This window comes from Mycolicibacterium wolinskyi str. Jessa 2025 (assembly GCF_049241375.1).
Lineage (GTDB): Bacteria > Actinomycetota > Actinomycetes > Mycobacteriales > Mycobacteriaceae > Mycobacterium > Mycobacterium wolinskyi.
Genome location: NZ_CP185960.1, coordinates 1,283,352 through 1,308,936 on the forward strand (window position 1 = coordinate 1,283,352; position 25,585 = coordinate 1,308,936).

The following is a 25,585-nucleotide window of genomic DNA, read 5'->3' on the forward strand; positions in this document are numbered from 1 at the left end:
CTTGCGCTGGTTTTCGTGTGCCCCTGGTGAACTGACGTCCATGACCACTGCTGAAACCGCACCCGTGGAAGTCAGCGCCGTTGTCGAACGGGCGTTGTTCGAGATGAAACACGTTGTCGTGGGCCAGGATCGAATGCTCGAGCGGCTTCTTGTCGGCCTGTTGGCCAACGGGCACATCCTGCTGGAGGGCGTGCCGGGGATCGCCAAGACGCTGGCGGTGCGCACCGTCGCCACCGTCGTCGGCGGCAGGTTTCACCGGCTGCAGTTCACGCCCGACCTGATGCCGGCCGACATTCTCGGCACCCGGGTGTGGCGGCCGTCCAGGGAGACGTTCGAGATCGAGCTCGGGCCGATCTTCGGCAATCTGATCCTGGCCGACGAGATCAACCGCGCACCGGCCAAGGTGCAGTCGGCGCTGCTGGAGGCGATGGCCGAACGGCAGGTCAGCATCGGCGGCCGAAGCTTCGCGCTGCCGACGCCGTTCCTCGTGCTCGCGACACAGAACCCGATCGAGACCGACGGGGTGTACCAACTGCCGGAAGCCCAGCGGGACCGCTTCCTGCTCAAGGTCGACCTCACGCATCCCAACGAATTGGAAGAGATGGCGATCCTGGCCCGGATGGGGGCGAAGCCGCCGCAGCCGCGCACCTTGGTGACCACCGACGACGTGGTCGCCATGCAGCGCGCCACCGAAGACGTCTTCGTCCATCACGCCGTCGCGCACTACATCGTTCGTCTCGTGATGGCGACCCGCGAGCCTGCCGGCTACGGCGTCGGGAGTGTCGCCGGGTTGCTGGAATACGGTGTGAGCCCGCGTGGTTCGCTCGGCCTGCTGTCGGCGAGTCGCGCTCTCGCGCTGCTACGTGGCCGTGACTACGTGCTGCCCGGCGATGTCGCCGAGATCGCGCCCGACGTGCTGGCGCACCGCCTGGTCCTCACGTTCGACGCGGTCGCCGACGGGGTGGATCCGCGTCAGGTGATCGCCGAGGTCCTCGACCGGGTGCCCGCACCACAGATCGCGCCGCGTCACGCCGAGCTCGACGAGATGGCGTCATGAGCGCGAACCCGTGGCGCGCACTCGATCTCGACGTGCTGCGCCGGATCGACGGCCTGGTGCCCGGCGATCACGAAGGCAGCCGGCTCGGCCTGGGCAGCGAACGTGAAGAGGTCGTGCGCTACCAACCCGGCGACGACGTTCGGCGGATCGACTGGAACATCACCGCGCGCAGTACGGATCTGCACGTGTGGCGCCCCCGAGCGGACAACCAACTCGACACCTGGGTGCTGCTCGACACCACGGCGAGCATGGCGTTCGGCACGGTCACCGACGAGAAACGTGAACTCGCCGCCAAGATCGTGGCGGCCATCGGACTCCTGACGGACGCCCCGGGCAACCGGCTCGGGGTTGCCACGTTCGGCGCCGACGGTGTGCGGTGGCACCGCCCGGATTCCTCGCGCCTGGCGGCGCACCGCCTCACCCGCGAACTCGCCGGAGACGATCGGCGCACCGGATCCGCAATCACCCTGGCCGCGGCCATCGATGAGTTCGGCCGACGTCGCCACCGCCAGGGGCTGCGGATCGTGGTGTCGGATTTCTTCGACCCCGCAGGCGGTTTCGATCCGCCGTACGACTGGTACCGGCCGCTGCGCCGACTGGCCGCGCGCCATGACGTCATCGCGATCGAGGTCGTCGACCCGCGCGAGATGGCGCTGCCCGACGTCGGTTCGGTGTTGCTCATGGATCCCGAATCCGGCCGGCAGCGCCAGATCTGGACGTCGAACCGGACCGTGCGGCGCCGATACGAGGACGCCGCGGCGGCCTATCGGGCATCGGTGTCGGCGGCCATCCGGTCCAGCGGTGCCGAGCATCTTCCGGTCAGCACCGGGCGCGATTGGGTGCGCGATCTCGCGCGGTTCATCGCGGCGCGCAGGCGCACGATGCGCCGCCGTAGCCGAGGGACGCGGGCGCGATGACGGTTCTCTTTCCCGCTGCCCTGATGCTGCTGGTGCCGGTGGCGCTGCTCGCCGTCGGATATCTGGTCACGCTGCGGCGCAAGCAGCGCTACGCCGTGCGGTATGCCGCGCTTCCGTTGCTGGACAAGGTGATTCCCGAGCGACCGCAGTGGCGACGGCACGTGCCTGCGGCCCTGCTGCTCATCACGCTCGGATTGCTCGCGCTCACCGCGGCCCGGCCTGAGATGGCGGTTCGGGTGCCGTATGAACGGGCGACGATCATCGTCGCCATCGACACGTCGGAGTCGATGCAGGCCCGTGACGTCGAACCGGACCGGTTGACCGCGGCAATCGCGGCGGCGGGCGACTTCATCGATCAGCTGCCGCCGGCCTTCAACGTGGGGGTGATCGCATTCGCCGGATCGACGGTGGTGGTGCACGCGCCGGACACCGACCACGCCGGCGCCAAGGACAGCCTGCGGTCGATAGGCACCTCGTCGCGCACCGCGATCGGCGAAGGAGTCTTCGCGGCTCTCGCTCAAATCCGGACGGTTACGGGAGACGAGGGAACCGATCTGCCGGCGCATGTGGTCCTGTTGTCCGATGGTACGAACACCAGCGGCCGCAGTCCCACCGCCGCGGCACGCGCCGCTGTTGCCGCCGGGGTGCCCGTCTCGACCATCGCCTACGGCACCGAGGGCGGAGTCATGGAGAGCTATGGCTACTCGACTCCGGTGCCGGTGGACGCGGAAACGCTTGCCGAACTGGCGGATACGACCGGTGGGACGGCGTACGCCGCGGCCAGCAGCGACGAACTGGCCGACGTCTACCGAGACATCAGCTCGTCGATCGGCTGGCGCACCGAATGGCGTGAGGTGACGCCGTTCGTCGCCGCCCTGGCGCTCGTGTTCGGACTCGTCGCGGCGGGGCTTTCGCTGCGCTGGTTTTCCAGGTTGGTGTGAGGAGGAAGTGAGATGACCGATCAGCAGGGGCATCTGGGTGGCCGTGCGGGATGTCGGGCCGGGCCGGAATTCGTGACGCCGCTGCACCGGGCTCCGCCGGCTCGGCCGGTCCCGGCCGCGGTGCCGACTCGGATCCGCTTACCGCCGCCGGCGGCGGCACACGATGTGCCACCGACGCCGGCGCAGCCACCGGTACGCGCACCACGCCGTGCTCTGTTGGTGACGGCATGCCTGGTGGCGGGCGCGGTGGCCGGGGCGGGTGCGGGCTTGATGGCGGGCGGCGCCGACGTCGCGACGGTGATACGGCAACAGCCGCCCGCCACCGCGGGATCCGGTGCGGTGCCCGATGCGCAAGCCGCGGCAGCTGCGTTGCTGCCCAGCGTGGTGGACATCCGGGCGGGCAATTCCCGGGGTTCGGGCTTCGTGATCGACGACCAAGGTCGAGTGATGACGAACAACCATGTGGTACAGGGCTATTCGAGGGTATCGGTGGCCTATGCCGATGGTAGGGAGTCGGCGGCCCGGGTAGTGGGTACCGACCCCGCGACCGACATCGCCGTATTGGAGGTCGCGGGCTCCGCGCCGGCAGCGGCGGCACTCGGGACGAGTTCGGCGCTGCGCATCGGGCAGCCCGTGATCGCCGTCGGCGCGCCACTCGGCCTGTCGAGTTCGGTGACTGCGGGCATCGTCAGCGCCACCGACCGCACGGCTCGCCTGGGCGGGCAGCCGGGACTGCCGATGGTGCAGACCGACGCCTCGATCAACCCCGGCAACTCGGGCGGGCCACTGGCGAATCTGCAGGGGCAGGTGATCGGTGTCAACACCGCACTCGCAACCGTCGGTGGGGCCGAGGCGGGCAACATCGGGATCGGGTTCGCGGTTCCGATCGACCGCGCGATCGACGTCGCTCGGCAGATCATCGCGAATGACTGAAAATCGGCTGAGAAAATCTGGAATTTTCCGGCGCGATTCGAAATTGGAGCTTATAGGCGGCAACCGGAAGCAGCGGGACTTACGGGTCGCCAAAGATGAAGGGTTGGGAAAATGAAGAAGTATGCGTTGGCGGCGCTCGGTGCAGGTGCATTGGCATCGACTGCGCTCATCATGGGTGGCACTGCTGCCGCCGCGCCGACAGAGCAGTCGGTGGAACAGACCGTGAAAAGCCTTGAGACCAGCGGCTATCACGTCATCGTCAACCGTACCGGCGCCGCGCCGCTGTCGAGCTGCACGGTGGTCGGGGTCCGCCAGGGGCCGACCCACTCCACAAAGGACTCTCGGGGTGGCGGCTCCATCAACACGACCGTTATCTCGCAGACCGCTTATGTGGACGTGGCCTGCTGACGGGAATAAAACGCACCATCAATTTGTTTAAGGCGCTCGAACGATGAATTGCGGTTCGTCGATAAACCGCGCCTGCAATTGGCCGCACATCATGTGCGGCCAATTGTTTTTGGCTCGATGAACGGGTCAGCGTTTTCTGCCGAAACCCTCGAACGGGTTCCAGGACTGGCTGTTCTCGACGATGTGCAAGTAGTAGGCGTAGTTGGCGGTCGACATTGCGAGCGCAGCAACGCCGATCCCAACGGCGCGGCCGATCGAGTCGGGAACGTTGAGAAAGACCATGGCCACCGCGACCGAGACAGCCACGGCAAGCAGGGTCAGACCTTTGCGCCACATGCCCTTGACGAAGAAGTAGATGGGGCCGAAGAGGAACGCGAGGACGTTGGACGTGAGCCGCAGCTTGGTGCCGAACGGTAGGGCGCGGTAGGCGGCCTTCGATTGCGGTGTCGAGTTGGGCAGGCCATAGGTGTCGAAGAAGTCGAACCGCCGACGCCACGATGTTGAAAGATGGTCGACCGGTAAGTGTTCAGCCATGGGGTGACGCCTTCCTGTGGGAGCGACTCTCGCCGTCGAATCGTAGAGTCACGGTGTGTAGCCGACGATCTCGACGGTCGAGTCGTCATAGGTTTGCACGAACAGGGTGGCGCCCTGGCTGTCGGCGATGTAGCGCCCATCGGACTTCTTGTCCGACTTGACGGGCCACGGCAGGGTGACTTCGAGATGGCAGGTGTCGCGGTTGAGGGCCCGTACCTCAAGTTCCTCGCCGTTCGGCGTCACGGTCTGGATGACGAATTGATCGGTGAGCCACGTGGGGACGGCCCCGGCCCAGGGTTGGCTGGGGTATTGGCAGCGTAGGGAACGGTCGACGTTCATCAGGTCGGTGGTTCGGTCCTGGCTGAGCTCACCCGGGTAGGTCACACCATCGCCGCCCGGCGAGAATACGAAGTCACCGCGACCGTCATCGCTGGGGTAAACCGATCCCGGCGGCAGGTCGGCCGATTGGCCGGTGAGGTAGTTGACGAGCATGTGTTTCCTCTCGCCGAGAGTGATGCACGGTCCGTTCGCGGGGCGCCTCGGGCACGCCTTGTTCAGGGTCAGTGACACGCTGTCGTTGACGGCCCGGTCGACGCGCAGGTTTTCCCAGGTGTCTCGTGGTTGGTTGTCGGCTCCGGGGATCGGCTCGTCGGCGATCTGCGCACCTGTCGCCGGATCGTGGGTGAGGACCCGCAGTCTGATGGTGTCGGGCGTGGAGCAGTCGTTGACCGTGACGAGGTGCGTCGTGGTGTCGGCCTCGCGAACGGTGTAGGGCTCATCGAGGCTGGACAGTGTTTCCAGCGGTCCTGCGCCACAGCCCGCGGGGTTGGGTATCTGCCATGCCTGCCGACCGGTGCGGGCGTTGAAACCGGTCCAGGAATCCTTGCCGCGCACCATGAATGATGCGAACGAGCCGCCTTCGTTGATGTCGAGTGCCTTCCACATGGCAGCGTCGTGCGATGTCCACAACTGCTCGCCGGTGACGGCGTCGAGGCCCACCATCTCGGGGGCCCGGCCAAGGTCGTCGTTGCCCGCGAAGCCGACAACGACGATGCGGCCGTCGTCGTAGACGCCGACCCGGGAGAGGCGTTCGTCTGGGCCGGTGCGGCTGTAGTGCCACCGTTCGGCCCCGGCATTGTCGAAAGCGGCGATGTCGGGCGCGGCATCGTCCTTCGACCAGTACGGCGTCCACACGATGAACCCGGCGCCGGCGGGCCGGATATGCGGTCTGAAATACGGCAGCGCGAGCCGAAACCGCTCTTGCCCAAGGGTTGCCGGCCGCGCAGGAATATCGACAGGGTCAGCGGTCGTGGCGTCTACGGTGTCGCGTTCGCCGGGCGCAGTGAGCGTGGCCGTTACAGCGACCAGGATGGCGGCCGCGCAGCCGGCGAGCGCGGCGGCGATCCCGATTCTGCGGCGCTGCCGTGACAACCTCCGTCCGGATCGTCGGCCGGGGTTCTGGGCGTCGAGGCTGCTCATGCTGCGTCGATCCTATGGCCGCCTGATGGCGGTCAGGTGCAGCAGTTTTCAGCCTTCGAACAGCTCAGGCGGTCGCGCCCCGGCGCTGCAACGCCACCGACACCGTCAGCACGAGCAGCCCGCCGACGGCGAGCATCGCGCCGGCCGCCGCGGGAGCGGTGTAGCCGAAGCCTGCCGCGATCACGAGCCCGCCGACCCACGCGCCGGTCGCATTGCCGATGTTCAGTGCCGAGTGGTTGAGTGCGGCCGCGAGCGTCTGTGCGTCATGGGCGACGTCCATGAGCCGGGTCTGCAGCGCGGGACCGACCGCCGAACCGGCCGCCCCGATGCCGAACAGCACGAGCAGCGCCGTCCACGGATTGTGCGATGCGAGCACGAACACCGCCAACAGCACACCCAGCGTGCCCATCGACGAGTAGAGCGCACGGATCACCGACACATCGGCCAGCCGGCCGCCCACGAGGTTGCCCACGACCATGCCGAGCCCGAACACCATGAGCGCGACGGGAACCAGGGATCGGGAGAGCCCGGCAACGTCGGTCATCGTGGTGCTGATGTAGGTGTACACCGCGAACATGCCGCCGAATCCGATCATGCCGACGAGCACCGCGAGCCACACCTGGGGTCGGCGCAACGCGCCGAGCTCGGTCAGCGCACTGGAAACGTGCATCGCCCGCAACTGGTCGGGCAGCCAGAACCACAGCGCGGTCAAGGTGAGTACGCCGATGACGACGACGAGCCCGAATGCGCTGCGCCAGCCCAGGGCCTGGCCTAGCCACGACGCGATCGGAACGCCGAGCACCGTCGCGATCGTCAGACCGGACAACACGTGGGCGACGGCCTTGGCCCGGTTCTGCGGCCCCATCAGATGCGCGGCCGCGAGTGCGGCGATGCCGAAGAAGGCGCCGTGCGGCAGGCCCGCGACGAACCGCGCGACGACGAGTGTCGGGTACGACGGCGCCACCATGCTCGCCAGGTTGCCGAGGGTGAAGACCGCCATCAGTCCCAGCAGCAGCGCCTTGCGCGGAAGCCGGGCGGTCAACGCGGCGATCACCGGGGCGCCGATCACCACGCCGAGCGCATAGGCGGAGATGACGTGGCCCGCGGTGGGCTCGGTGATGCCGAACCCCGACGCGATGTCGGGCAGGAGGCCCATCGCGACGAACTCGGTGGTGCCGATGCCGAAGCCGCCGAGGGCCAGGGCGAAGACTGCGAGCCACCGCACCGTGGGGTCGGGTGCGACGACGGAAGAGGGGCCGGTCGGGCGTTCGAGTGAAGTCGTCATACGTTGCGGCTTTCCGATGGCTTGGGTGGGGCTGAGCTCTCGGGCAGCGTTGGCGAGAACGGCGTCTGCAACGCTATCGGGACTTCTGATGTTCCATCAACTTACTTTTGCATTTTGAATGCGTAAGTGATGGACGTTACGCTGTTGGTATGTCGACCGTCGGCGACGTCTTTGCCTTGATCAGGCGGCGTCGCGACATCACCCGCACCGAGATCGGCCAGGTCACCGGCCTTTCTCGCACCGCGGTGTCGGCTCGGGTGGCCTCGCTCGCCGCGCAAGGCCTGGTTGTCGAGAGCGAGCAGGCCCCCTCGACGGGCGGGCGGCCCGCGACGCTGCTGTCCTTCAACGCCGACGCCGGCGTGGTGCTGTCGGCGGCCATCGGTCGCAGCCGGACGCGGCTCGCGGTGTGCAACCTGGCCGGGGACGTGCTCGACCTCACCGACATCGACCAGCAGCCCGAGCTCGGGCCCGACGATCTCATGCCCGACGTGGTCAAGCGCCTCGACGCGCTGCTCGCGAGCCACCGCGGTGCCCACGTGTACGGCGTCGGCGCGAGCCTGCCGGGAACCGTCGACCGGACCCGCGGGGCGAGCCTGGACTCGCCGATCCTGCCCGGTTGGGACGGGGTCGAACTGCAGACGTACTTCCGTGAGCTGACTGACGCGCCGGTCGTCGTCGACAACGACGTCAACGTCATCGCGCTCGCCGAGAAGCACAGTGCCGTCGACGACATGCTGGTGCTCAAGGCCTCCACGGGCATCGGCACCGGAATCATCGCGGGCGGCGCGTTGCAGCGCGGTGCGATGAACGCGGCGGGGGAGTTGGGACACAACAAGACCCCTGCGGCGGCGGGATTACCCTGCCGCTGCGGAGATACCGGCTGTCTGGAGGCCGTCGCAGGCGGCTGGGCGCTGGTGACCGCCTTGCGGGAGGACGGCAAGCCCGTCAGTCACCTGCGCGACGTGGTGGCATTGGCCCACAGCGGCGATGCCGATGCCAGGCGGATGATCCGCGACAGCGGCCGCCATGTCGGCGAAGTGCTCGCGGCGGCGGTCAACCTGCTCAACCCCGCTGTCCTTGTGGTCGCGGGCGACATGTCGGGCGGCTACGACATATTCGTGGCCGGGCTGCGAGAGACGTTGTACGGCAACGCCACTGCGTTGGCGACCCGCACCTTGCAGGTGGTGCCGTCGACGTACGGGGACCGGTCGGGCGTGATCGGCTGCGCCACCATGATTCTCGACGAGGTGCTCAGCGCGGGCGCGATCGACCGGCTCTAGGCGACTACACCTTCGCGATCACGTTCTCGGCGAACCACTCGAGGTTTTGGATCTTCTTGTCGAGCGGTTCGGTGTCCTCGCCCATGATGTAGGGAATTCGGAAGCCGACGATGACATCCGTGACACCCTTGTCCTCCAGCCGTTTGATGCCGTCGACCGTGAAGGCGTCGGTCGAGATGACGTGAATCTGGAAGTCGTCCGTACGGGCCGCCTCCGGTTCTTCTTCCCGAAACTTGTTGAGCCGCCCCAACAATTGATCGAGTTCCTCGGGGCTGCCGCCACCGTGCATCCAGCCGTCGCAGCGGGCGGCCCGGCGCAGCGCGGCGTCGGCGTGCCCACCGATCAGGATGGGCACCGGCTTCGACGGTGCAGGCGTCATCTTGGTTTTGGGGATGTCGTAGAACTCGCCGTGGTATTCGAAGTACTCGCCGGTGGTGAGTCCGCGAATGATGTCGATGCACTCGTCCATCCGCTTGCCGCGTTTCGCGAACGGCACATCCATCAGCTCGTAATCCTCCGGCCACGGGCTGGTGCCAACGCCGAGGCCCAGACGATTGTCGAACAGCGCGGCCAGCGACCCGGCCTGCTTGGCCACCAGGGCCGGCGGCCGGATCGGCAGTTTCAGGACGAAGAAGTTGAACTTGAGTGTCGTGGTCGCCGCGCACAGCGCCGACGCCAGCACGAAGGCTTCGATGAACGCCTTGCCGTCGAGGAACTCGCGGTTGCCGTCGGGCGTGTAGGGGTATTTCGAGTCGGACTCGAATGGGTAGGCGACGCTGTCCGGGATCGTCATCGCGTAATAGCCGGCCGCCTCGGCAGCCTTGGCCAGCGGGATGTAATAGGTGGGATCGGTCATCGCTTCTGCATAGGTGAACCGCATGCCCCCACACTAGAACGTGTTCTAAAACTGAGTGGCTTATTGGTTGGCGCCGACGGGGTTAGTCTTGAAGACTGCATATACCTCTGCGACGACGGTCGCCGTGCGGGATCGGAGCCACGCCCATGTCGGAAAGCCGTCACCAGGTCATCGCCCTGCAGGTCGCTGACCTGATCCGCGACATTCAGCAGAATCCGCCCACCGACATCGACGCAGCGCTCACCGAGCTCACCGAAAGCGGCGTGACCTACATCCCCGCCGCCCAGCACGGTGGCATCACCATCGCCTCCAGCGACGGCAAGTTGCACACCGCGGCCGCGACGAGCGAGATCGCGACTCTTCTCGACAAGATCCAGCAGCGCTGCGGCGAAGGCCCATGCCTCACCGCGGCATGGGAACAACACGTCACCAAGATCGACGACGTCGAAACCGAACAGCGGTGGCCCGCCTATTGCCGGGACGCCCGTGAGGAAACCCCGGTCAGGTCGATCATGGCGTTCCAGCTCTACGCCGACAACAAGACCATGGGCGCCTTGAACTACTACGCCGAAGAGCCATATGCGTTCGATGCGGATGCGATCGAGGCGGGGTTGATCGTTGCGACGCATACGGCGCTCGCCTGGAACCTGCTGCGCCGTGACGAGCAGTTCCGGAGCGCGCTGGCATCTCGCGACATCATCGGCCAGGCGAAGGGGATGATGATGGAGCGCTACAAGATCGATGCCGTGCAAGCGTTCGAGGTGCTCAAGAAGCTCTCGCAGAGTGCCAACAAGCCTCTCAAAGAGGTGGCGCACGAGATCGTCCATTCCGAAACGTCGACGGGTGGGAGCGGTGACTGAGCCGGCGTCCGGCATCTCACCTGCCGTGCGCGCCGCGGCGGCCCGCAGGCGGGTTGACGAGCTTCAACAACGGCGTACCGATCTCGCCCGGGGCCTCGCCTCGACAGCAGAGGACGTCGAGGTCGCACGACTTCGTGCAGAGCAATCGCGCCAAGACGCGATGCGGGCCCATCGCTCCGCGGCGCGGCGGCACACCGAGGCCGGTCAGGCTCACCTTCGTGCGGCGGCGGCGCACGAGCAGGCCGCCATGGTTGCCGACACCGGAGAGACAGAAACGCATCAGGATGCCGCGGAAATGCACCGCTACGCCGCAGCATGGCATGAGGCCGCCGCAGCCGAGGATGCGAAGGCCGGGGGTTGTTAAGCCTGCTCCTCCATGAGGAGCAGGGCGCCCCTCAGGCTGCCATCGCCTGAACGAAACGCAGTGCAAGTGACCCGGACACGGGTCGGTCTGCCTCGGCGGTTTACTGCATCGACGACCGTCTCGCCGGTCTGTTCGGAATCGACGAACGCGTTGCCGAGGAGTGGCCGAACCGAGTCAAGGGGGAGCCCGATGTCCAACGAGGTCAGGGTCTTGCCGGTGGTCTCATCGGCGCGCAAGCCCCAAAGGTCCTCACAGTGCCGATTCCACACGACCACCCGCATCTCCCGGTCCACGACCACCATGCCCAAGTGGATGGAGTTGACGAGCGAATCAAGGAACGATCGGGCATCATCGAGTTCGATGCTGCGTTCGCGCAGCGTGTCATTGATGGTGTGCAACTCGTCGTTGGTGGACTGCAACTCCTCATTCATCGTTTCGAGTTCTTCGTTCGTGGATTGAAGCTCCTCGTTCGTTGTCTCGAGTTCTTCCACCGTCGATTGGAGTTCTTCGTTGGTGGTTTCCAGCTCTTCGTTGGTGGACTGCAGTTCCTCGTACGCGGCTTCGAGCTGACGGTTCGTCTGAACCACTTTGTCGACGAGTGCGCGTGTCGCGCTGACATCGAAGAACACGATCGAGACGCCGAGGAGGCCGTTCTCCGCGTCGACCAACGGGTTGACATGGATCTCGAACCACACCGTGTCGGTGCCTGGTCGCTGCCACTTCACATCCTGGATACGGGCCGGCCGTCGTTCGACCTTGGCTTGCTCGAGGTAGGCGCGTAGTTCGACCGGTCGGTAGGAGACTTCAAGGTCACGTAACAGCCGGCCGATGTCGCGCGCGGAAAGGCCGAATATGGATTCGGCCTGCTGGTTGATCATGGCGACGGTGTCGTCTCCGGTGACGACGATCTGTGCGACCGGACTCGCGCGGAATGCCATCTCACGCACGGTGGTTAGGCCGTGGAGCTCGCCGTGCCGGTCGTACATCGTTGCGGCCGCGTCGTAGCGATCAAGACCGGTGTGCGATCCCGCTGCTTTCCGAAACACCCGGTGCTTGAGATTCAGCGGGGTGAACCGGTCAGCGTGACTGAGCAGCATCTCGGCATGCCCGAGAAACAGCGTGCCTTGCGCAGCCATGGCGAAATGCAAGCGGCTCAGTACATTCCGCTGGGTCTCAGCATTCAGGTACATCAGCGTGTTGCGACACACCAGCAAGTCGACACGCGAGATGGGCGCGTCCTTGACCAGATCGTTGCGTCCGAAGATCACCGCTCGTCGCAGATCTTTGCGAAATACGTAGCGTCCGTTGACCTGTTCGAAGTAACGCGCGAGCAGATCAGGGGGAACCGATTCGATTGCTCGCGAGTCGTACGATGCGGCCCGCGCTTCTGTCAACGCTTCTTCGTCGATGTCCGTCGCGTATATCTTGACCCGCTGTCGGAACTCATCGGCGCCGAGGGCCTCGGCGAGCAGCATTGCGAGCGTGTAAGCCTCCTGACCCGACGCACAACCCGCGCTCCAGACGCGGATCGGGTCATCGGGTCCGCGCTCGGCAAGCAGTCGGGGAATCACGTCGGTGCGCACGAACTCCCATGCATCGGGGTCACGGAAAAATGCGGTGACATTGATGAGGATGGTGTTGAACAGAGCGGAGAATTCCTCGGAACTGGCTTGGAGGACATCGAGATACTGTTCGAAGGTTTCGTAGCCGGCATGGTCCATCCGGTGGCGGACCCGCCTCATCAGCGAGGTCCGCTTATACCCGGTGAAGTCGAAGCCACGTGAATCTCGCATGTATCGCAGGAGGGCCTCGAAGGCTTCATCGGTAGGTTCCATGTCGTCCCATTCGCGCGTCAACGTCGTGTGGGTGAACACTACCCGCGGCTAGATGCAGTTTTCGGGACCGATGACGGCCCACACCGTCTTCCCGGTGGATGTCGGCGTACTGCCCCATGTCCGAGCCAATGCGGCGACCACGGCGAGACCGGACACGGATTCGCTCCCGCGGTACGGGTCCTCACGACGGACGGCCGGCGCCACGCAATTGTCTGTCACCGCGATAGTGACACTGTCGGCTTTGGACTCCGCCACCAAGGCCGGCGCACTCTGCGTGTGTTCCAGGACGTTTTCCACCAAGACGTCGACCACCACGGACGCGACTGGTATGAGCTCCGCTCGTGACCAAGCCAACATCCATTCGGTGACGAGTGTTCGCGCCCGCCGCACGCTCGAGTGCAGCGCGGGCAGTTGCGCCTTCGCGCGCCGGCGTGGCGAATCGAGGCCGGCGCCCCCGAGCGCGGCTAGCGCCGACTCCACGCCGGCATAGACCGGGACGTATCGGGTGATGCCGTTGCGGACGACTGCGGCCCGGCCGGCTGGGTGGCCACACGCAAGCGCGAGCGGGACATCGGGCCACACACTGACGTGCCACCGTGCGCTCGTGAAGACAGCCAATGCCGATTCGGCCGGTATGTGCAGGTCAGTGATATCGATAACCACGGCGCGCGGCTCGTCGAGTGCGATCTTGATGATGGTGTTACGCAAATCGCGATAGGTGGTGCTGTCGAGCACGCCGTCGACCGCCAGGATCCGCACGCTGTCGAGGCTCCTGGTCGACATCAACAACGGACTCTGCGACCTAGCCACCGTCATCCTCCGCCTGCTGGCTCACTTCTGAAAGCCTTTCACTCAGAACCACAATCGCCCGCTCGGCCTCGTGGGCAAGCGCTGCGTACCGGTCGGCCAGAACACCGGAACCGGCCTTCTCGGCCAGGCGTCGCGACAGTCCAGCCTTCTCCTTGAGACTGCGGAGTGCGATCCACAGCGCGTTCTCGATCTCTTCGTCGCGCGCACGCAGCAAGGCGTCGGCCGTCCAAGCGTGGCCGACTCGGCAGCGGTACTGACCTTCCCCAACTGCGGCGAGTGAACCGTTGCAGTCCGGACAGATATAGCTCGACGGTGGACCCAACGTCTCGGTGTCGAAATCGGTGGCGAAGCGCCCGGCCATTGCGATCTTGTTCTCCAGCTCCATGGACTCGTCACGTTCCATTTCGCGCTCCTCGATGACCTGCGCGGTCAGCTGTTTGATCAATCCGCCCATTTCGGTGGCCGCAGCCAGGTGGTCGATCACGCCGGCCTCCAGCGCGTTGGTCGGCATTGCCGGGAACAGAGCGTCCTCAGGCGTCTGTGCGATGGTTGTGCCACCTCTGGCCCGGATGGCCCGGGCTCCCAGCACGCCATCATCGAGAACGCCAGACAGCAGCACGCCGATAGCGCGTGGCCCATAGGTGAGGGCTACCGATCGGAACAGAGCGTTGATGGCCGGGCGATGACCGCTCTCAGTCGGGCCTTCTGACAACACGACGTGGTGGTCGTCGACCAACAGGTGGCGATCCGGGACAGCTACATGGATGGTGCCGGGTTTGAGCGCGGCGCCGTCGCACGCGGCTTCCGCGGGCAACGGTCCCGCCCGATCGAGAATCTTGGCCAGCACGCTGGGCGCATTCGCCGGCATATGAAGCACGACGAGCACTGCGTAAGACAGGTCGGGCGAGAGGTTGGCAGCCAGGCGAGTGAGCGCCTCGACGCCGCCGGCGGAGGCGCCGACTGCTACCACTCCGAAAGTCTCGTTCACTTCTGTCCCCGTTCAACCCAACGGGAGTCGGATACCCAGTATGCGCTTGCGCAACCGTGTGGCGGGACGCTCGGCCGGAATGTGCACGGCATCATGTCCAGCGTGAGCACTGAGCCGCGTGAGACCTGGCCCGGCGGCCGCACGTGGCTCACCCGCAACGTCCGCGTGCTGTCGGCGGTGTCGTTTCTGCAAGACACCGCGAGCGAACTCCTCTATCCGCTGCTGCCAATCTATTTGACGTCGGTGTTAGGAGCCCCGCCTGCGGTGGTGGGTGCCGTCGAAGGCGCTGCCGAGGGCGCGGCCGCGATGACGAAACTCGCGGCGGGTCCGTTGGGTGACCGGTTCGCCAAGCGGCCACTGATCGCGACGGGTTACGGTATGGCCGCGCTCGGCAAAGTCATGGTCGCGGCGGCGGGCGCGTGGCAGGGCGTGCTGGCCGGACGCGTGGTCGACCGTCTCGGCAAGGGCATCCGCGGCGCGCCGCGCGACGCCCTGCTGGTCGCCGACGTCGATGCCGCGGCACGCGGCAGGGTGTTCGGATTTCACCGCGCCATGGACACTTTCGGCGCAGTGCTCGGGCCGCTGCTCGGCTTGGTCGGGTACGAGTTGCTCGACCACCGGATCGCACCGCTGTTGTGGGTCGCGATCGTGCCCGCGGTGCTGAGCGTCGCCCTGGTGTTCCTGGTATCCGAACATCGGCGAGAGATGCCGCGCAGAGATCGCCAGCCGGTCTTCGCCCGGGTGCGTGATCTGCCCGGTCGATACTGGCGCGTGACGGCCGTCCTCGTCGGCTTCGGACTGGTGAACTTCCCGGATGCGCTGTTGTTGTTGCGGCTCAACGGGATCGGCTTCTCGGTCGTCGAGGTCATCCTCGCCTACGTCACCTACAACGCGGTCTACGCGGTCGCGAGCTATCCGGCCGGCCTGCTGGCCGACCGGATCGGCCGGGTACCGGTGTTCGGAATCGGGCTCGTGTTCTTCGCGGTCGGCTACGCCGGTCTCGGGATGACGTCCGACCCTGTGCTCGCGTGGTTGCTGATCGGTGCGTACGGCATGTTCACCGCGTGCACCGACGGTGTCGGCAAGGCCTGGATCTCGTCACTGGTTGGCCCGGATCTGCAGGGCAGCGCGCAGGGAGTGTTCCAGGGCCTCAGTGGTTTCGCCGTGCTCGCGGCCGGGGTGTGGGCCGGGCTGCTGTGGAGCACCGTGCCCGGCGAGCCGGGGCAGCTGCCCCTGCTGGTCTCCGGAATCGCCGGGGGCGTGTTCGCCGTCGCGCTCCTCGTGGCCGCGGTGGTCAGCCCGCGACGGTGATCTCGACGTCGTCGAGCGGGAACGGCGGTTCACCCACCCCGGCGATCGAGAACGTGCCCTGCGCGGTGCGTTCGGTGATCCGCGCATCGACGGTCCGCGACCCGATGGTCAGCCGCACGGGCCCGGCACCGGCGGGCATGTCGCCGTCGAGGATCGAACCCTGCCAGCGGTAGCGGCCGTCGATCGGACCCAGGTGTCCGGTGAGCAATACCCGTACCGCGTGCTCACGCTCGGCGGCGTGCACAACGGCGGGCCCGTCGTAAACGTCCTCGTCCATCGACGGCTCGGCACCGGGCTCCAACGCAATCCGTCGCCGCCAGTTGATCTTCGACCGGTGACCGGCATCCAGCGGCAGGAAGCCGCTGCGCCGCCACATCCGGCGGCCGATGCGGCCCATCAGGCCGACCTCTTCGAGGAACGCCGCCAGTGGCGCGAACCCGGCGATCTGGACCTTCTGGCGATGTGCACTGGCGCGGGCCATGCGACGCGCGGCGCGTGCGTCCAGGCCGACGCGCTGGTACTGCACCTTGTTGGTGAACAGGTACCGGAAGAACAGCCCGCCGACGCCGTTGAGGTTGCTCACCCACACGCGGGTGATCCACGGCATCGTCGGCGTGCGCTTGCGCAGACCGTCGCGGGCGAACTGGATGTGGCGCGCCTCTTCGGTGACGTGAATGCGCATGAGACGCTGCACCATTGGCTGCAGGTCGGGATCGTCCATCATCTGGCGCTGCAGCGAGTCGAAGATCTCCTCACCGATCAACGCGGCCACCCACAGGACCGAGCCCTGGAACATGAACGGCAGCGAATTGATGATCATGCGCTGATAGAGCCGAGGCCGCACCGGCTTGGCGCCGATCTTGTCGATCGCCTTGCCGAACATCACCATGTGCCGGGTCTCGTCGCCGAGTTCTGTGAGCTCGTAGTGGGTCGACCGGGCCGTCGGATCCTGATGCATCATCTTGCGCAGCAGCGCCTGATTGAGGATGTTCTCGAACCAGATGCCCGCCGACAGTGTGTTGGCCAGTTCCTGACGGGACAGCTCGATCTGCTGCTCGCGGGACATGCTGTCCCACAACGGTGTTCCGTACAGGGATACCACCCTGGGCGGCAGGTAGAACTTGTCGGGATCCAGCGGCGCATCCCAGTCGATGTCGACGATCGGTGCGTATGACTTCTTGACCGAACCCTTGAGGAGGCGTTCGGAGAACTCGTCGCGCGTGGCGGCGTTGGTCGCCCTTACCGAGGCTGTCACCCTTGACGTCCCTTCGTTGACGTTTCGCCCTTCGAACGTAAGTACCCGCAACACAAGATGTCAATACCCGGGGTATCGGATACTTTGGGTACTTTCCGGCGGCGGCTAACCTTCGCATGTGCGTCGCATCCATGTCATCGGAATCGGGGCCGGCGATCCGGACTACGTAACCGCACAAGCCGTTTCCGCGTTGAACGACACGCAGGTGTTCTTCGCGATGGACAAGGGCCAGTCGAAAGACGAACTTGTCGCACTGCGCCGGCTGATCTGCGAGCGGTTCATTCGCGAACCCGGCTACCGATTCGTCGAACTGCCCGACCCCAAGCGCGCCGAAGAGGGCGAATACCGCCAGATCGTGGCGGATTGGCACGCCGAGCGGGCCCGGATCTGGGCGCACGCGATCGAGACCGAACTAGGCCCCGACGGCACCGGGGCTTTCCTGGCGTGGGGTGACCCGTCGCTCTACGACAGCACCTTGCGGATCCTCGAAAAAGTGGCCGAGCACGTGGACTTCGAGTACGACGTGATCCCCGGTGTCACCGCGATCCAGGCCCTCACCGCGCGCCACCGCATCCCGCTCAACGACGTCGGCGAGCCGGTCCTGATCACGACGGGCCGCCGGCTCCGCGAACAGGGCTTGTCGGGCAGTGCCGTGGTGATGCTCGACGCCGACTGCTCGTTCCGCACCTGCGCACCGCAGACCCGCATCTGGTGGGGCGCCTATCTCGGCACCCCCGACGAGCTGTTGATCGCGGGCACGGTCGGAGAGGTCGGCGATGAAATCGCCACGGTCCGCGCCGAAGCCAGAACTCGCCACGGCTGGATCATGGACACCTACCTGCTGCGGTCGGCAGACTGATCACCCATGGGCTCATTTCTGTTGCGCGCCGCATTGACCGGATTCGCGCTCTGGGTGGTCACTCTCATCGTTCCCGGGATGAGCTTCGTCGGCGGCGACTCGACTCTGACACGGGTCGGCATCATCTTCGTCGTCGCGGTGATCTTCGGTCTGGTCAACGCGATCATCAAGCCGATCGTGCAGATCCTGTCGATCCCGCTCTACATCCTCACCCTCGGCCTGATCCACATCGTGATCAACGCACTGATGCTGTGGATCACGTCGTGGATCACCGAGCACACCACACATTGGGGTTTGCAGATCGACGACTTCTGGTGGACCGCGATCTGGGCCGCGATCGTGTTGTCGATCGTGAGCTGGCTACTGTCCTTCGTCCACCGCGCGGCGCAGAGCTGACACCTCGTCGGCGAGCGCGGCAGCGGTATCGCCCGCAGCCTTGACGTCGCCGTCGTGTTCGAGTGCCCAGCACGCCGCCAGCGTGCGATAGGCGACCTGTTCGGCCGACACCACCGTCGGCCACATACGTTCGGCCGCAACGCGTTGCGCGGCAGAACCGCCGATCGCGGCATCGTAGGCCGGCAGTAGCGCCATCGCGCGCAGTTGCAGGTCACGGCGGTCGGCGCGGGCCGCAGGTGTCGTGGCGTCGCCCGCGGCGAGGTGGGGCAGTGCCGCGCTGATCGTGTCGACCGTCGCGGAGATGGTGGTGGAAAGCCCGCGCTGTTTGCGCAGGCGTTGGGTCGACCAATACACGAAAAGTGCCACCGCACAACCGATCACGGTGTCGCCGCCGCGCGCGAGGAGCAATTCGCCGAGCTCGGCGACGGGCGCACCGCCCGAGGCGATGGTCAGCGCGGCCGGCGTGATGAACACGACGGCGAGCGTGTAATTGCGCACGACGTACATCTCGATGACGAACTGCAGCGCGCCGATCGTCAGGGCCAGCCACAGCCCTTGCGGGTGTAGCGCGAGGATCACACCCGCCACACCGAGCCCGAGCAGGGTGCCCACCGCGCGTTCGATTCCGCGCACTACGGTGCGCAGCCAGTCGAAGCCCTGATGCAACATGAGCACCGCGGCGGCCATGGCCCAGTAGGCGTGGTTCATCGTCAGAGCGGACGCGATCGCGCCCGAGATCGCCACCGCGATGCCCGCCCGCACGGCCAGTTGCAGTGACACCGAACCGGGTGTGATCGCGCGCCGCAGCAGTTGCCACGCACTCGGCCTGCCGAGCGGAACCCCTTCGGCGCCATGCTCATCGGTGATCACATCGGCGGGAATTGTCGCGAGATGGCGGGCCAGGTCGGCGGCACCGGCCGGCCGGGCCTGGCCCGTGTCGGCGGCCCGCATCGCCGTGGCGAACAGCACGTGCAGCCGACGGTTCACGACCCGTAACCGGTACAGGGCGCGGTCCGGTTTGGGCTGCACCGGCTGGAAGTTCACGAGCGTGACCCATGCGGTGTGCAGCAGCATCGCGGCCCGGTGGCGGGCCTGTGCCTGTGCGTCCGCGTCGGAACCGACGCTGTCGACGTAAGCCGCGACGGCCGCCGCGGCCGCGGCCACCGCCGCCCTCTCCGGTCCGCGGGGCCGCACGAGCGCACCGACCATGTGGACACACCACGCGAACGCGCCGCCCGCGAGCACGAGCGCCGCCAGGCGGCCGGGGCTCAGATGCGACGCGGCCTGCACTCCGGTGCCCGCGGCGCACGCGAGCACGAACATGTAAGCACCTGGCGGTCCGACAGCCAGTGCATGGCATACGAGAACCGCCAACATCGCGATCACGGTCACGGTGACGACCGCGAGCCACGCTGTCTGCGCCGCCCAGTCGCCGAGTGCGACGGCGGCCGCGAAACACACCGCGATCACGCCGAGGTAGACACTGCGGTTGAGGTAGGGGCGGCCGCTGCCGTACAGCGACGTGAACCCACCGATCGTGGCGATCAGGCCGGCTGCGGTGTCGCCGGCCACCCAGCCGACAAGAACCGGAACGGCCATGCAGATGCCGGCTCGCAGCGCGAACGGCCACCGGCGGGGCACCTTGTTGATCACGAAGATGGTGCGCAGCGGGTTGGCAACCGGCTTGGGCGCTTGCCGATCGGACATGGTTACCAGCATGCTCGGCGACGGGCTGACACACTGGGAGGCATGCCCGAACTGCCCGAGGTCGAGGCGTTGGCCGACCATCTGCGCCGGCATGCGGTCGGACGGGTGGTCACCCGTGTCGACGTATCGGCACTCTCCGTCCTCAAGACATTCGACCCACCGATCACCGCGTTGCACGGCGAGACGGTCACCGACGCTGCCCGCTGGGGCAAGTACTTGGGGCTGCAGGCCGGATCGCAGTGGCTGATCACGCACCTGTCGCGCGCCGGGTGGCTGCGGTGGTCGGACAAATTGGCGCCGACGCCGCTCAAGCCGGGTAAGGGGCCGATCGCGCTGCGCGTGCATCTCGGGGACGGCGTCGGGTTCGATCTCACCGAGGCCGGCACCCAGAAGCGGCTTGCGGTGTGGGTGGTCTCCGATCCACTCGATGTGCCCCAGATCGCGTCGCTCGGTCCCGATGCGCTGTCATTGGATTCCACCGGGCTGGCCGCTGTGCTGGCCGGGCAGTCCGGACGGCTCAAGACCGTCATCACCGATCAGAAGGTGATCGCTGGGATCGGCAACGCCTACAGCGACGAAATCCTGCACGTGGCCAAGCTTTCGCCGTTCGCGACAGCTGGGAAACTGACCGACGCGCAGCTCGCCTCCCTGCACGACGCGATGATCTCAGTGCTCACCGACGCGGTGTCGCGGTCGGTGGGACAGCAGGCCGCGACGTTGAAGGGCGAGAAGCGGTCCGGACTGCGCGTGCATGCCCGCACCGGACTTCCGTGTCCGGTGTGCGGTGACACCGTGCGCGAGGTGTCGTTCGCCGACAAGTCGTTCCAGTACTGCCCGACGTGCCAGACGGGCGGCAAGGTACTCGCGGACCGCCGGATGTCACGTCTGCTCAAGTAGGCGAGTTCTTGACAGTTGTCTAACCCGGTTATCCTGCTGCGATGACCCGTCAGAAGATCCTCATCACCGGCGCCAGCTCGGGCTTGGGCGCCGGTATGGCCCGTCAATTCGCTGCCAAGGGCCGTGACCTGGCGTTGTGCGCGCGCCGAACCGACCGGCTCGACGAGCTCAAGGCCGAGTTGGCCGACCGGCATCCGTACATCAAGATCGCCGTCGCGGCGCTCGACGTCAACGACCACGAAGCCGTGCCACGGGTGTTCGGCGAGATGTCGGAGGAACTCGGCGGCATCGACCGGGTGATCGTCAACGCGGGCATCGGCAAGGGTTGGCCGCTCGGTGAGGGCAAGCCGTGGGCCAACAAGGCCACGCTCGAAACCAACTTGATCGCCGGGTTGGTGCAGATCGAATCCGCGCTGGAGATGTTCAAGAAGTCCGGCAGCGGCCACTTGGTGCTCATCTCATCGGTGCTCGGCAATACCGGTGTGCCCGGTGGCAAGGCCGCCTACTGCGCAAGCAAGGCCGGCATGACGTCCTTGGGCGAGTCCTTGCGTGCCGAATACGACAAGGGCCCGATTCGGGTCACGGTCATCGAGCCCGGCTACATCGAGTCCGAGATGACGGCTCGCGCCAACTCGACCATGCTCATGGTGGACAACGAGACCGGCGTGCGCGCGATGGTCGAGGCCATCGAAAAGGAGAAGGGCCGCGCGGTCGTGCCCCGTTGGCCGTGGGCGCCGCTGACACAGGTGATGCGGCTGCTGCCGCCGAAGTACACCAAGCGCTTCGCCTGAGTTCTCTCAGCGCGGATTCTCTCGGCGCAGAACTCTCTCCGCCTGGAGGTATTGGCTCTGCCCGCCTATGCGCGACAATGTCGCGGAAATCGCCTCTTGTGCAACAGAGGCCACGGCAGTCCCGCATGCCCGATCACTCCTGTCGCTCGGGCCTCATGGGCCACGGTGGCCTCGTGATTTCGGCTGCCCGGCTACCAGCGACAATGTCGCTGCGCAGGGCGGGCAGTGCCTCGGACGTATCGGCCGCCGTGGTGGCACCGCGTCACGGCGGTCCGGGGCGCCACCGCTCGCTTACGCACGCTGCTTACGCACGTTGCTTACGCACGCCGCTGACGCACGGGGGCGCGCACGCCGCTGACGCACGCTGCTTACGCACGCGGGCGCCCTTTGGCGGTCCGCGACCATCCCTACACACGCGGACGAGAACGTCCACGGCACTACTCAGCGACAAAGTCGCGCGTAGCCGGGCAGCCTGATTTCTGTTGTGCAAGTGACTGATTGGGCCTATGGGGTACGAGAGCTCAGCGACGCGAGGCTGCTGAGGCTGATGTTGCCTACGAGGCGGTTTCCGCGACTTTGTCGCGCATAGGCGGGCGGGACGACACCTCCCGCCCCGAGCCGGTCAGATCCCGCCCCGAGCCGGTCGCATCCCGCCCAGCCGAGTCGTGAGGCCGTCGTGCCGCCAACCGGTCTCGTCGGCCAGAAACCCCAGCGAAGCCGCACACAGCCTTGACATTTTGTTAGGTTTTCCAAACAATCAGTTGTATGAGTCCGGTGAGACGTGGGGACAACCTCCCGATTCACAACCGTATCGGCGTGCTGCGCGCGGAGCGGAGGATGACGCGCGCCGAACTCGCGGCGCTGATCAACGTGAATCCGCAGACAGTCGGCGCTTTGGAACGGGGCGATCATTACCCGAGCCTCGACCTGGCTTTCCGGATCTGCGACGTCTTCGGCCTGCCGGTCGAAGCCGTCTTCTCGCGCGAAGCGTTCACCCCACTCTCCGCCGAGGTCTACGGAAACCGAACACGAGCGGAAGGAAATGGCGAGAAAGATGTCTCGACCGAACACACAGGCTGACCCGACCCTGCTCGATCGCTATCAGGACTATCGCATCCAGCGGTTCCTCAAACACGAACGCACATACGCCAATTCGTTGCCCGGCTGGCGAAACAAACGCCGACGGCGAATCCTCGTCGGCTGGCTGGCCGCCACGTTCGCGTTCATGTTCGCCGTGGCGGTGCTGTGCGCGTACGGCGTGAAATGGGCTCCGTTGTTGTGGCTTCCGGCGTGCCTCGCGTTCTTTCCGGCGTGGATCGCACTGCAGATCGTGTCCGGGCGACGCGGCGACGCTCCGCAGGCCGCGTTGGACGAATACGAGATCGCGCAGCGCAACAGCGCCCGATCGATCGGGCTGACCGTAACACAGAATTTGATGTTGATCCCGATCGCGTACCTGATCTTCGGGGCGGTGATCACCGGCGGCGCCGATGTCGACATGGCCTACGCGGGTGGTCTCATGGCGCTGACGGTGTTGCTCGTCGGCGGTTGCACGCCCGCGATGATCCTGGGCTGGACGCGCACCGATCCGGACCTCGAAAATCTGTAAACCTGCTATCTATGTGGCCTGTGTCGCAGGAAAACAAGATCGCAGGGTGGTTTTGACTTCCGGGAGTCGTGGGTAGACGGGAGTCATGATGGCAAAACTTCTCACCCCAATGTTCTTTGCAGGCGCTGCCGCGGGAGCGGTGGCATTCGCACCCATCGCGATGGCTGAGCCGGCTCCGCCACCGCCGCCGTGCGTCAACGCCGACGGCACGCCGTGTGCGGATCTCGGCACTGCCGGACCGGGTGGGGCCACTGGCCAGATTCCTGGCGGACCTGGTGGCACTGCCGGCCCGGGCGGCGCCAGCGGCGCCATTCCCGGTGGACCGGGCGGTGCGGCCGGACCTGAGGGCGCGACCGGCGTGATCCCCGGTGGGCCTGGCGGGACAGCCGGCCCGGGCGGCGCAACCGGCTCGATTCCCGGCGGCCCTGGCGGCACTGCCGGCCCTGGCGGAGCCAGCGGCTGCATCCCGAACGTCGGATGCGCCACCATCCCCGCCCCGTAAGTCCTGAACGCGCTCAGGCGCTTCGACCGCGCTCCACTCGGTAGCGGCGGACCAGGGCATCGGTGGAACCATCGGACTGCTTGGCCGGTGACGCCTCAGCGGTGATCACCGGCAGCAGTGCCTTTGCCTGGGTCTTGCCGAGTTCGACACCCCATTGATCGAACGAGTCGATACCCCAGATGACACCTTCGGTGAACACCTGGTGTTCGTAGAGCGCGATCAGCTGGCCGACCACCGACGGCGTCAACTTCGTAGCGAGGATTGACGTCGTCGGGCGGTTGCCCGGCATCACCTTGTGCGGTACCACGTCGGCCGGAGTGCCTTCGGCCGCAATGGCTTCCGCCGTCTTGCCGAATGCCAGGACCTGGGTCTGCGCGAAGAAGTTGCTCATGAGCAGGTCGTGCATGCTACCGGTGCCGTCTGCGGTCGGCAGGTCATCAGTGGGCTGGGAGAACCCGATGAAGTCGGCGGGGATCAATCGCGTGCCCTGGTGCAACAGCTGGTAGAAGGCGTGCTGCCCGTTGGTTCCCGGTTCGCCCCAATAGATTTCGCCGGTGTCGGTGGTGACGGGTGTTCCGTCGGCGCGCACCGACTTGCCGTTGGATTCCATGGTGAGCTGCTGCAGATACGCCGCGAATCGCGACAGGTCGTTGGAGTACGGCAGCACCGCGCGTGATTGCGCGCCAAAGAAATTCGAGTACCACAGCCCGATCAGCCCGAGCAGTGCCGGGGCGTTCTCGCCCAAGGGTGCGGTGCGGAAATGCTCGTCGACGAGGTGGAATCCGGCCAGGAATTCGGCGAATCGCTCGCGGCCGATCACGGCCATCACCGACAGCCCGATCGCCGAATCCACCGAGTAGCGACCGCCGACCCAATCCCAGAAGCCGAACATGTTGTCGGTGTTGATGCCGAACTCGTCGACGAGCTTCTTGTTCGTCGACACGGCCACAAAGTGCTTCGACACCGCCGCGTCGCCGAGCTTGTCGGTGAGCCAGCGGCGCGCCGCCGTGGCATTGGTCAGCGTCTCCAGCGTCGAGAACGTCTTCGATGCCACGATGAAAAGCGTTGTGGCCGGATCGAGTCCGTCGAGCTTGGCCACCAGGTCGGCGGGGTCGACGTTGGACACGAACCGCGCCGAGATGCCCGCGTCGGCGTAGTGCCGCAGCGCGTCGTAGACCATCACGGGCCCGAGATCCGAACCGCCGATGCCGATGTTGACGACGGTCGTGATCCGCTCGCCCGTCGCGCCCGTCCACTCGCCGCTGCGCAGGCGATCGGTGAAGTCGCCCATGCGGTCCAGCACCTCGTGGACGTCGGTGACCACATCCTGGCCGTCCACGGTCAGCGAGGCATCGGCCGGGAGTCGCAGCGCGGTGTGCAGTACGGCGCGATCCTCAGAAGTGTTGATGTGCTCACCGGCGAACATCGCGTCGCGGCGCGCCTCCAACCCGGCGGCGCGGGCCAGATCGACCAGCAACTCCAGGGTCCTGCGCGTGACGCGGTGCTTGCTGTAGTCGATGTAGAGGTCGCCGACCGTCAGTGCCAACTCGGTTCCGCGCGAGGGATCCTCGGCGAACAACTCCGTCAGATGCTTGTTGCCGATGTCGTCGAAGTGGCTCGCCAGGGCCTGCCACGCGGGAGTTGAGGTGATGTCAGCACTCATTCTCTCGACCTTAGTGCGGTGCTCGTTTCGAAGGTGTACATGATTGAT

The 25,585-nt window shown here is 66.3% G+C and carries 26 protein-coding genes; 16 read left to right on the top strand and 10 right to left on the bottom strand.

Annotated features, from left to right (window positions below; genetic code table 11):
- Window positions 1-40: 40 nt before the first annotated feature.
- From ACOI2T_RS06515 to ACOI2T_RS06535, 5 genes are all read left to right on the top strand, one after another.
- On the top strand, window positions 41-1,057 hold the full coding sequence (locus ACOI2T_RS06515) for an AAA family ATPase (RefSeq protein ID WP_409505066.1): 1,017 nt from the start codon (window positions 41-43) through the stop codon (window positions 1,055-1,057).
- Window positions 1,054-1,974, top strand: a complete 921-nt coding sequence (locus ACOI2T_RS06520) for a DUF58 domain-containing protein (protein ID WP_409505065.1) — start codon at window positions 1,054-1,056, stop codon at window positions 1,972-1,974. Before ACOI2T_RS06515 ends, ACOI2T_RS06520 begins: the two co-directional genes overlap by 4 nt.
- Complete coding sequence (locus ACOI2T_RS06525; RefSeq protein WP_409505064.1) at window positions 1,971-2,915, top strand: VWA domain-containing protein; 945 nt, start codon at window positions 1,971-1,973, stop codon at window positions 2,913-2,915. Before ACOI2T_RS06520 ends, ACOI2T_RS06525 begins: the two co-directional genes overlap by 4 nt.
- A gap of 12 nt (window positions 2,916-2,927) precedes the next feature.
- Entirely contained in the window at window positions 2,928-3,848 is a 921-nt protein-coding gene (locus ACOI2T_RS06530) for a S1C family serine protease (RefSeq protein ID WP_409505063.1), read from the top strand.
- Window positions 3,849-3,959: 111 nt separating this feature from the next.
- Entirely contained in the window at window positions 3,960-4,256 is a 297-nt protein-coding gene (locus ACOI2T_RS06535; protein ID WP_085144216.1) for a hypothetical protein, read from the top strand.
- Window positions 4,257-4,382: 126 nt separating this feature from the next.
- Here ACOI2T_RS06535 and ACOI2T_RS06540 read toward each other — a convergent pair whose 3' ends face one another.
- From ACOI2T_RS06540 to ACOI2T_RS06550, 3 genes are all read right to left on the bottom strand, one after another.
- The gene (locus tag ACOI2T_RS06540; RefSeq protein ID WP_409505062.1) at window positions 4,383-4,790 is read right to left on the bottom strand and encodes a DUF2628 domain-containing protein; all 408 of its coding nucleotides are present in this window, start codon (window positions 4,788-4,790) and stop codon (window positions 4,383-4,385) included.
- 48 nt (window positions 4,791-4,838) lie between these two features.
- The gene (locus ACOI2T_RS06545; RefSeq protein ID WP_409505061.1) at window positions 4,839-6,269 is read right to left on the bottom strand and encodes a BamB-related PQQ repeat family beta-propellar protein; all 1,431 of its coding nucleotides are present in this window, start codon (window positions 6,267-6,269) and stop codon (window positions 4,839-4,841) included.
- Window positions 6,270-6,333: 64 nt separating this feature from the next.
- A complete protein-coding gene (locus ACOI2T_RS06550; RefSeq protein ID WP_409505060.1) occupies window positions 6,334-7,554 on the bottom strand; it encodes an MFS transporter in 1,221 nt (406 codons plus the stop codon).
- A gap of 149 nt (window positions 7,555-7,703) precedes the next feature.
- Between ACOI2T_RS06550 and ACOI2T_RS06555 the strand changes: the two genes are divergently transcribed.
- Window positions 7,704-8,834, top strand: coding sequence for an ROK family protein (locus ACOI2T_RS06555; RefSeq protein WP_409505059.1), 1,131 nt, complete (start codon window positions 7,704-7,706; stop codon window positions 8,832-8,834).
- A gap of 4 nt (window positions 8,835-8,838) precedes the next feature.
- Here ACOI2T_RS06555 and ACOI2T_RS06560 read toward each other — a convergent pair whose 3' ends face one another.
- Window positions 8,839-9,714, bottom strand: coding sequence for an LLM class flavin-dependent oxidoreductase (locus ACOI2T_RS06560; protein WP_409505058.1), 876 nt, complete (start codon window positions 9,712-9,714; stop codon window positions 8,839-8,841).
- 122 nt (window positions 9,715-9,836) lie between these two features.
- Here ACOI2T_RS06560 and ACOI2T_RS06565 point away from each other — a divergent pair, with 122 nt between their 5' ends.
- Both ACOI2T_RS06565 and ACOI2T_RS06570 read left to right on the top strand, forming a co-directional pair.
- The gene (locus tag ACOI2T_RS06565; protein WP_409505057.1) at window positions 9,837-10,550 is read left to right on the top strand and encodes a GAF and ANTAR domain-containing protein; all 714 of its coding nucleotides are present in this window, start codon (window positions 9,837-9,839) and stop codon (window positions 10,548-10,550) included.
- The gene (locus tag ACOI2T_RS06570) at window positions 10,543-10,914 is read left to right on the top strand and encodes a hypothetical protein (RefSeq protein WP_409505056.1); all 372 of its coding nucleotides are present in this window, start codon (window positions 10,543-10,545) and stop codon (window positions 10,912-10,914) included. The genes ACOI2T_RS06565 and ACOI2T_RS06570 overlap by 8 nt, the downstream gene beginning before the upstream one ends.
- On the opposite strand, the gene ACOI2T_RS06575 is transcribed toward ACOI2T_RS06570, so the two are convergent.
- From ACOI2T_RS06575 to ACOI2T_RS06585, 3 genes are read right to left on the bottom strand one after another with little or no spacing between them, the layout of a single operon-like run.
- The gene (locus ACOI2T_RS06575; protein WP_409505055.1) at window positions 10,911-12,749 is read right to left on the bottom strand and encodes a CheR family methyltransferase; all 1,839 of its coding nucleotides are present in this window, start codon (window positions 12,747-12,749) and stop codon (window positions 10,911-10,913) included. The genes ACOI2T_RS06570 and ACOI2T_RS06575 overlap by 4 nt on opposite strands.
- 48 nt (window positions 12,750-12,797) lie before the next feature.
- Window positions 12,798-13,532, bottom strand: coding sequence for an STAS domain-containing protein (locus ACOI2T_RS06580; RefSeq protein WP_409505054.1), 735 nt, complete (start codon window positions 13,530-13,532; stop codon window positions 12,798-12,800).
- Window positions 13,533-13,551: 19 nt separating this feature from the next.
- Window positions 13,552-14,547 (bottom strand): chemotaxis protein CheB, encoded by a 996-nt coding sequence (locus ACOI2T_RS06585; RefSeq protein ID WP_409505053.1) that lies wholly within the window; start codon window positions 14,545-14,547, stop codon window positions 13,552-13,554.
- A gap of 102 nt (window positions 14,548-14,649) precedes the next feature.
- Between ACOI2T_RS06585 and ACOI2T_RS06590 the strand changes: the two genes are divergently transcribed.
- Window positions 14,650-15,858, top strand: coding sequence for an MFS transporter (locus ACOI2T_RS06590; protein WP_409505052.1), 1,209 nt, complete (start codon window positions 14,650-14,652; stop codon window positions 15,856-15,858).
- On the opposite strand, the gene ACOI2T_RS06595 is transcribed toward ACOI2T_RS06590, so the two are convergent.
- Entirely contained in the window at window positions 15,842-17,113 is a 1,272-nt protein-coding gene (locus tag ACOI2T_RS06595; protein ID WP_409505051.1) for a diiron oxygenase, read from the bottom strand. The genes ACOI2T_RS06590 and ACOI2T_RS06595 overlap by 17 nt on opposite strands.
- A gap of 118 nt (window positions 17,114-17,231) precedes the next feature.
- Here ACOI2T_RS06595 and cobF point away from each other — a divergent pair, with 118 nt between their 5' ends.
- Window positions 17,232-17,972: a precorrin-6A synthase (deacetylating) gene (cobF, locus tag ACOI2T_RS06600; protein ID WP_409505050.1), complete on the top strand. Its 741-nt coding sequence runs from the start codon at window positions 17,232-17,234 to the stop codon at window positions 17,970-17,972.
- Window positions 17,973-17,978: 6 nt separating this feature from the next.
- Window positions 17,979-18,368 carry a phage holin family protein gene (locus tag ACOI2T_RS06605; RefSeq protein WP_085144206.1) on the top strand — a complete coding sequence of 130 codons (390 nt, stop codon included), beginning with the start codon at window positions 17,979-17,981 and terminating at the stop codon, window positions 18,366-18,368.
- On the opposite strand, the gene ACOI2T_RS06610 is transcribed toward ACOI2T_RS06605, so the two are convergent.
- Window positions 18,333-20,075, bottom strand: coding sequence for an FUSC family protein (locus ACOI2T_RS06610; RefSeq protein WP_409505049.1), 1,743 nt, complete (start codon window positions 20,073-20,075; stop codon window positions 18,333-18,335). The two genes, ACOI2T_RS06605 and ACOI2T_RS06610, sit on opposite strands and share 36 nt — an antisense overlap.
- Before the next feature lie 42 nt (window positions 20,076-20,117).
- Between ACOI2T_RS06610 and ACOI2T_RS06615 the strand changes: the two genes are divergently transcribed.
- From ACOI2T_RS06615 to ACOI2T_RS06635, 5 genes are all read left to right on the top strand, one after another.
- Window positions 20,118-20,972 carry an Fpg/Nei family DNA glycosylase gene (locus ACOI2T_RS06615; RefSeq protein ID WP_067844055.1) on the top strand — a complete coding sequence of 285 codons (855 nt, stop codon included), beginning with the start codon at window positions 20,118-20,120 and terminating at the stop codon, window positions 20,970-20,972.
- A 41-nt stretch (window positions 20,973-21,013) separates the two neighbouring features.
- Window positions 21,014-21,763, top strand: a complete 750-nt coding sequence (locus ACOI2T_RS06620) for an SDR family oxidoreductase (protein ID WP_067844058.1) — start codon at window positions 21,014-21,016, stop codon at window positions 21,761-21,763.
- Between the two features lie 765 nt (window positions 21,764-22,528).
- Complete coding sequence (locus tag ACOI2T_RS06625; RefSeq protein ID WP_067844061.1) at window positions 22,529-22,843, top strand: helix-turn-helix transcriptional regulator; 315 nt, start codon at window positions 22,529-22,531, stop codon at window positions 22,841-22,843.
- On the top strand, window positions 22,818-23,372 hold the full coding sequence (locus ACOI2T_RS06630; protein WP_409505048.1) for a hypothetical protein: 555 nt from the start codon (window positions 22,818-22,820) through the stop codon (window positions 23,370-23,372). The genes ACOI2T_RS06625 and ACOI2T_RS06630 overlap by 26 nt, the downstream gene beginning before the upstream one ends.
- Before the next feature lie 85 nt (window positions 23,373-23,457).
- A complete protein-coding gene (locus ACOI2T_RS06635; protein ID WP_198538784.1) occupies window positions 23,458-23,874 on the top strand; it encodes a hypothetical protein in 417 nt (138 codons plus the stop codon).
- Between the two features lie 13 nt (window positions 23,875-23,887).
- On the opposite strand, the gene pgi is transcribed toward ACOI2T_RS06635, so the two are convergent.
- Entirely contained in the window at window positions 23,888-25,537 is a 1,650-nt protein-coding gene (gene pgi, locus ACOI2T_RS06640; RefSeq protein WP_409505047.1) for a glucose-6-phosphate isomerase, read from the bottom strand.
- Between the last annotated feature and the right edge of the window lie 48 nt (window positions 25,538-25,585).

Coding starts and splice junctions, on each gene's coding strand:
- pgi (WP_409505047.1), bottom strand. CDS start 25,537: ATGAGTGCTGACATCACCTCAACTCCCGCGTGGCAGGCCCTGGCGAGC.
- ACOI2T_RS06515 (WP_409505066.1), top strand. CDS start 41: ATGACCACTGCTGAAACCGCACCCGTGGAAGTCAGCGCCGTTGTCGAA.
- ACOI2T_RS06555 (WP_409505059.1), top strand. CDS start 7,704: ATGTCGACCGTCGGCGACGTCTTTGCCTTGATCAGGCGGCGTCGCGAC.
- ACOI2T_RS06545 (WP_409505061.1), bottom strand. CDS start 6,269: ATGAGCAGCCTCGACGCCCAGAACCCCGGCCGACGATCCGGACGGAGG.
- ACOI2T_RS06610 (WP_409505049.1), bottom strand. CDS start 20,075: ATGTCCGATCGGCAAGCGCCCAAGCCGGTTGCCAACCCGCTGCGCACC.
- ACOI2T_RS06520 (WP_409505065.1), top strand. CDS start 1,054: ATGAGCGCGAACCCGTGGCGCGCACTCGATCTCGACGTGCTGCGCCGG.
- ACOI2T_RS06550 (WP_409505060.1), bottom strand. CDS start 7,554: ATGACGACTTCACTCGAACGCCCGACCGGCCCCTCTTCCGTCGTCGCA.
- ACOI2T_RS06565 (WP_409505057.1), top strand. CDS start 9,837: ATGTCGGAAAGCCGTCACCAGGTCATCGCCCTGCAGGTCGCTGACCTG.
- ACOI2T_RS06580 (WP_409505054.1), bottom strand. CDS start 13,532: ATGTCGACCAGGAGCCTCGACAGCGTGCGGATCCTGGCGGTCGACGGC.
- ACOI2T_RS06630 (WP_409505048.1), top strand. CDS start 22,818: ATGTCTCGACCGAACACACAGGCTGACCCGACCCTGCTCGATCGCTAT.
- ACOI2T_RS06605 (WP_085144206.1), top strand. CDS start 17,979: ATGGGCTCATTTCTGTTGCGCGCCGCATTGACCGGATTCGCGCTCTGG.
- ACOI2T_RS06535 (WP_085144216.1), top strand. CDS start 3,960: ATGAAGAAGTATGCGTTGGCGGCGCTCGGTGCAGGTGCATTGGCATCG.
- ACOI2T_RS06575 (WP_409505055.1), bottom strand. CDS start 12,749: ATGGAACCTACCGATGAAGCCTTCGAGGCCCTCCTGCGATACATGCGA.
- ACOI2T_RS06560 (WP_409505058.1), bottom strand. CDS start 9,714: ATGCGGTTCACCTATGCAGAAGCGATGACCGATCCCACCTATTACATC.
- ACOI2T_RS06620 (WP_067844058.1), top strand. CDS start 21,014: ATGACCCGTCAGAAGATCCTCATCACCGGCGCCAGCTCGGGCTTGGGC.
- ACOI2T_RS06540 (WP_409505062.1), bottom strand. CDS start 4,790: ATGGCTGAACACTTACCGGTCGACCATCTTTCAACATCGTGGCGTCGG.
- ACOI2T_RS06615 (WP_067844055.1), top strand. CDS start 20,118: ATGCCCGAACTGCCCGAGGTCGAGGCGTTGGCCGACCATCTGCGCCGG.
- ACOI2T_RS06635 (WP_198538784.1), top strand. CDS start 23,458: ATGATGGCAAAACTTCTCACCCCAATGTTCTTTGCAGGCGCTGCCGCG.
- ACOI2T_RS06525 (WP_409505064.1), top strand. CDS start 1,971: ATGACGGTTCTCTTTCCCGCTGCCCTGATGCTGCTGGTGCCGGTGGCG.
- ACOI2T_RS06625 (WP_067844061.1), top strand. CDS start 22,529: ATGAGTCCGGTGAGACGTGGGGACAACCTCCCGATTCACAACCGTATC.
- ACOI2T_RS06530 (WP_409505063.1), top strand. CDS start 2,928: ATGACCGATCAGCAGGGGCATCTGGGTGGCCGTGCGGGATGTCGGGCC.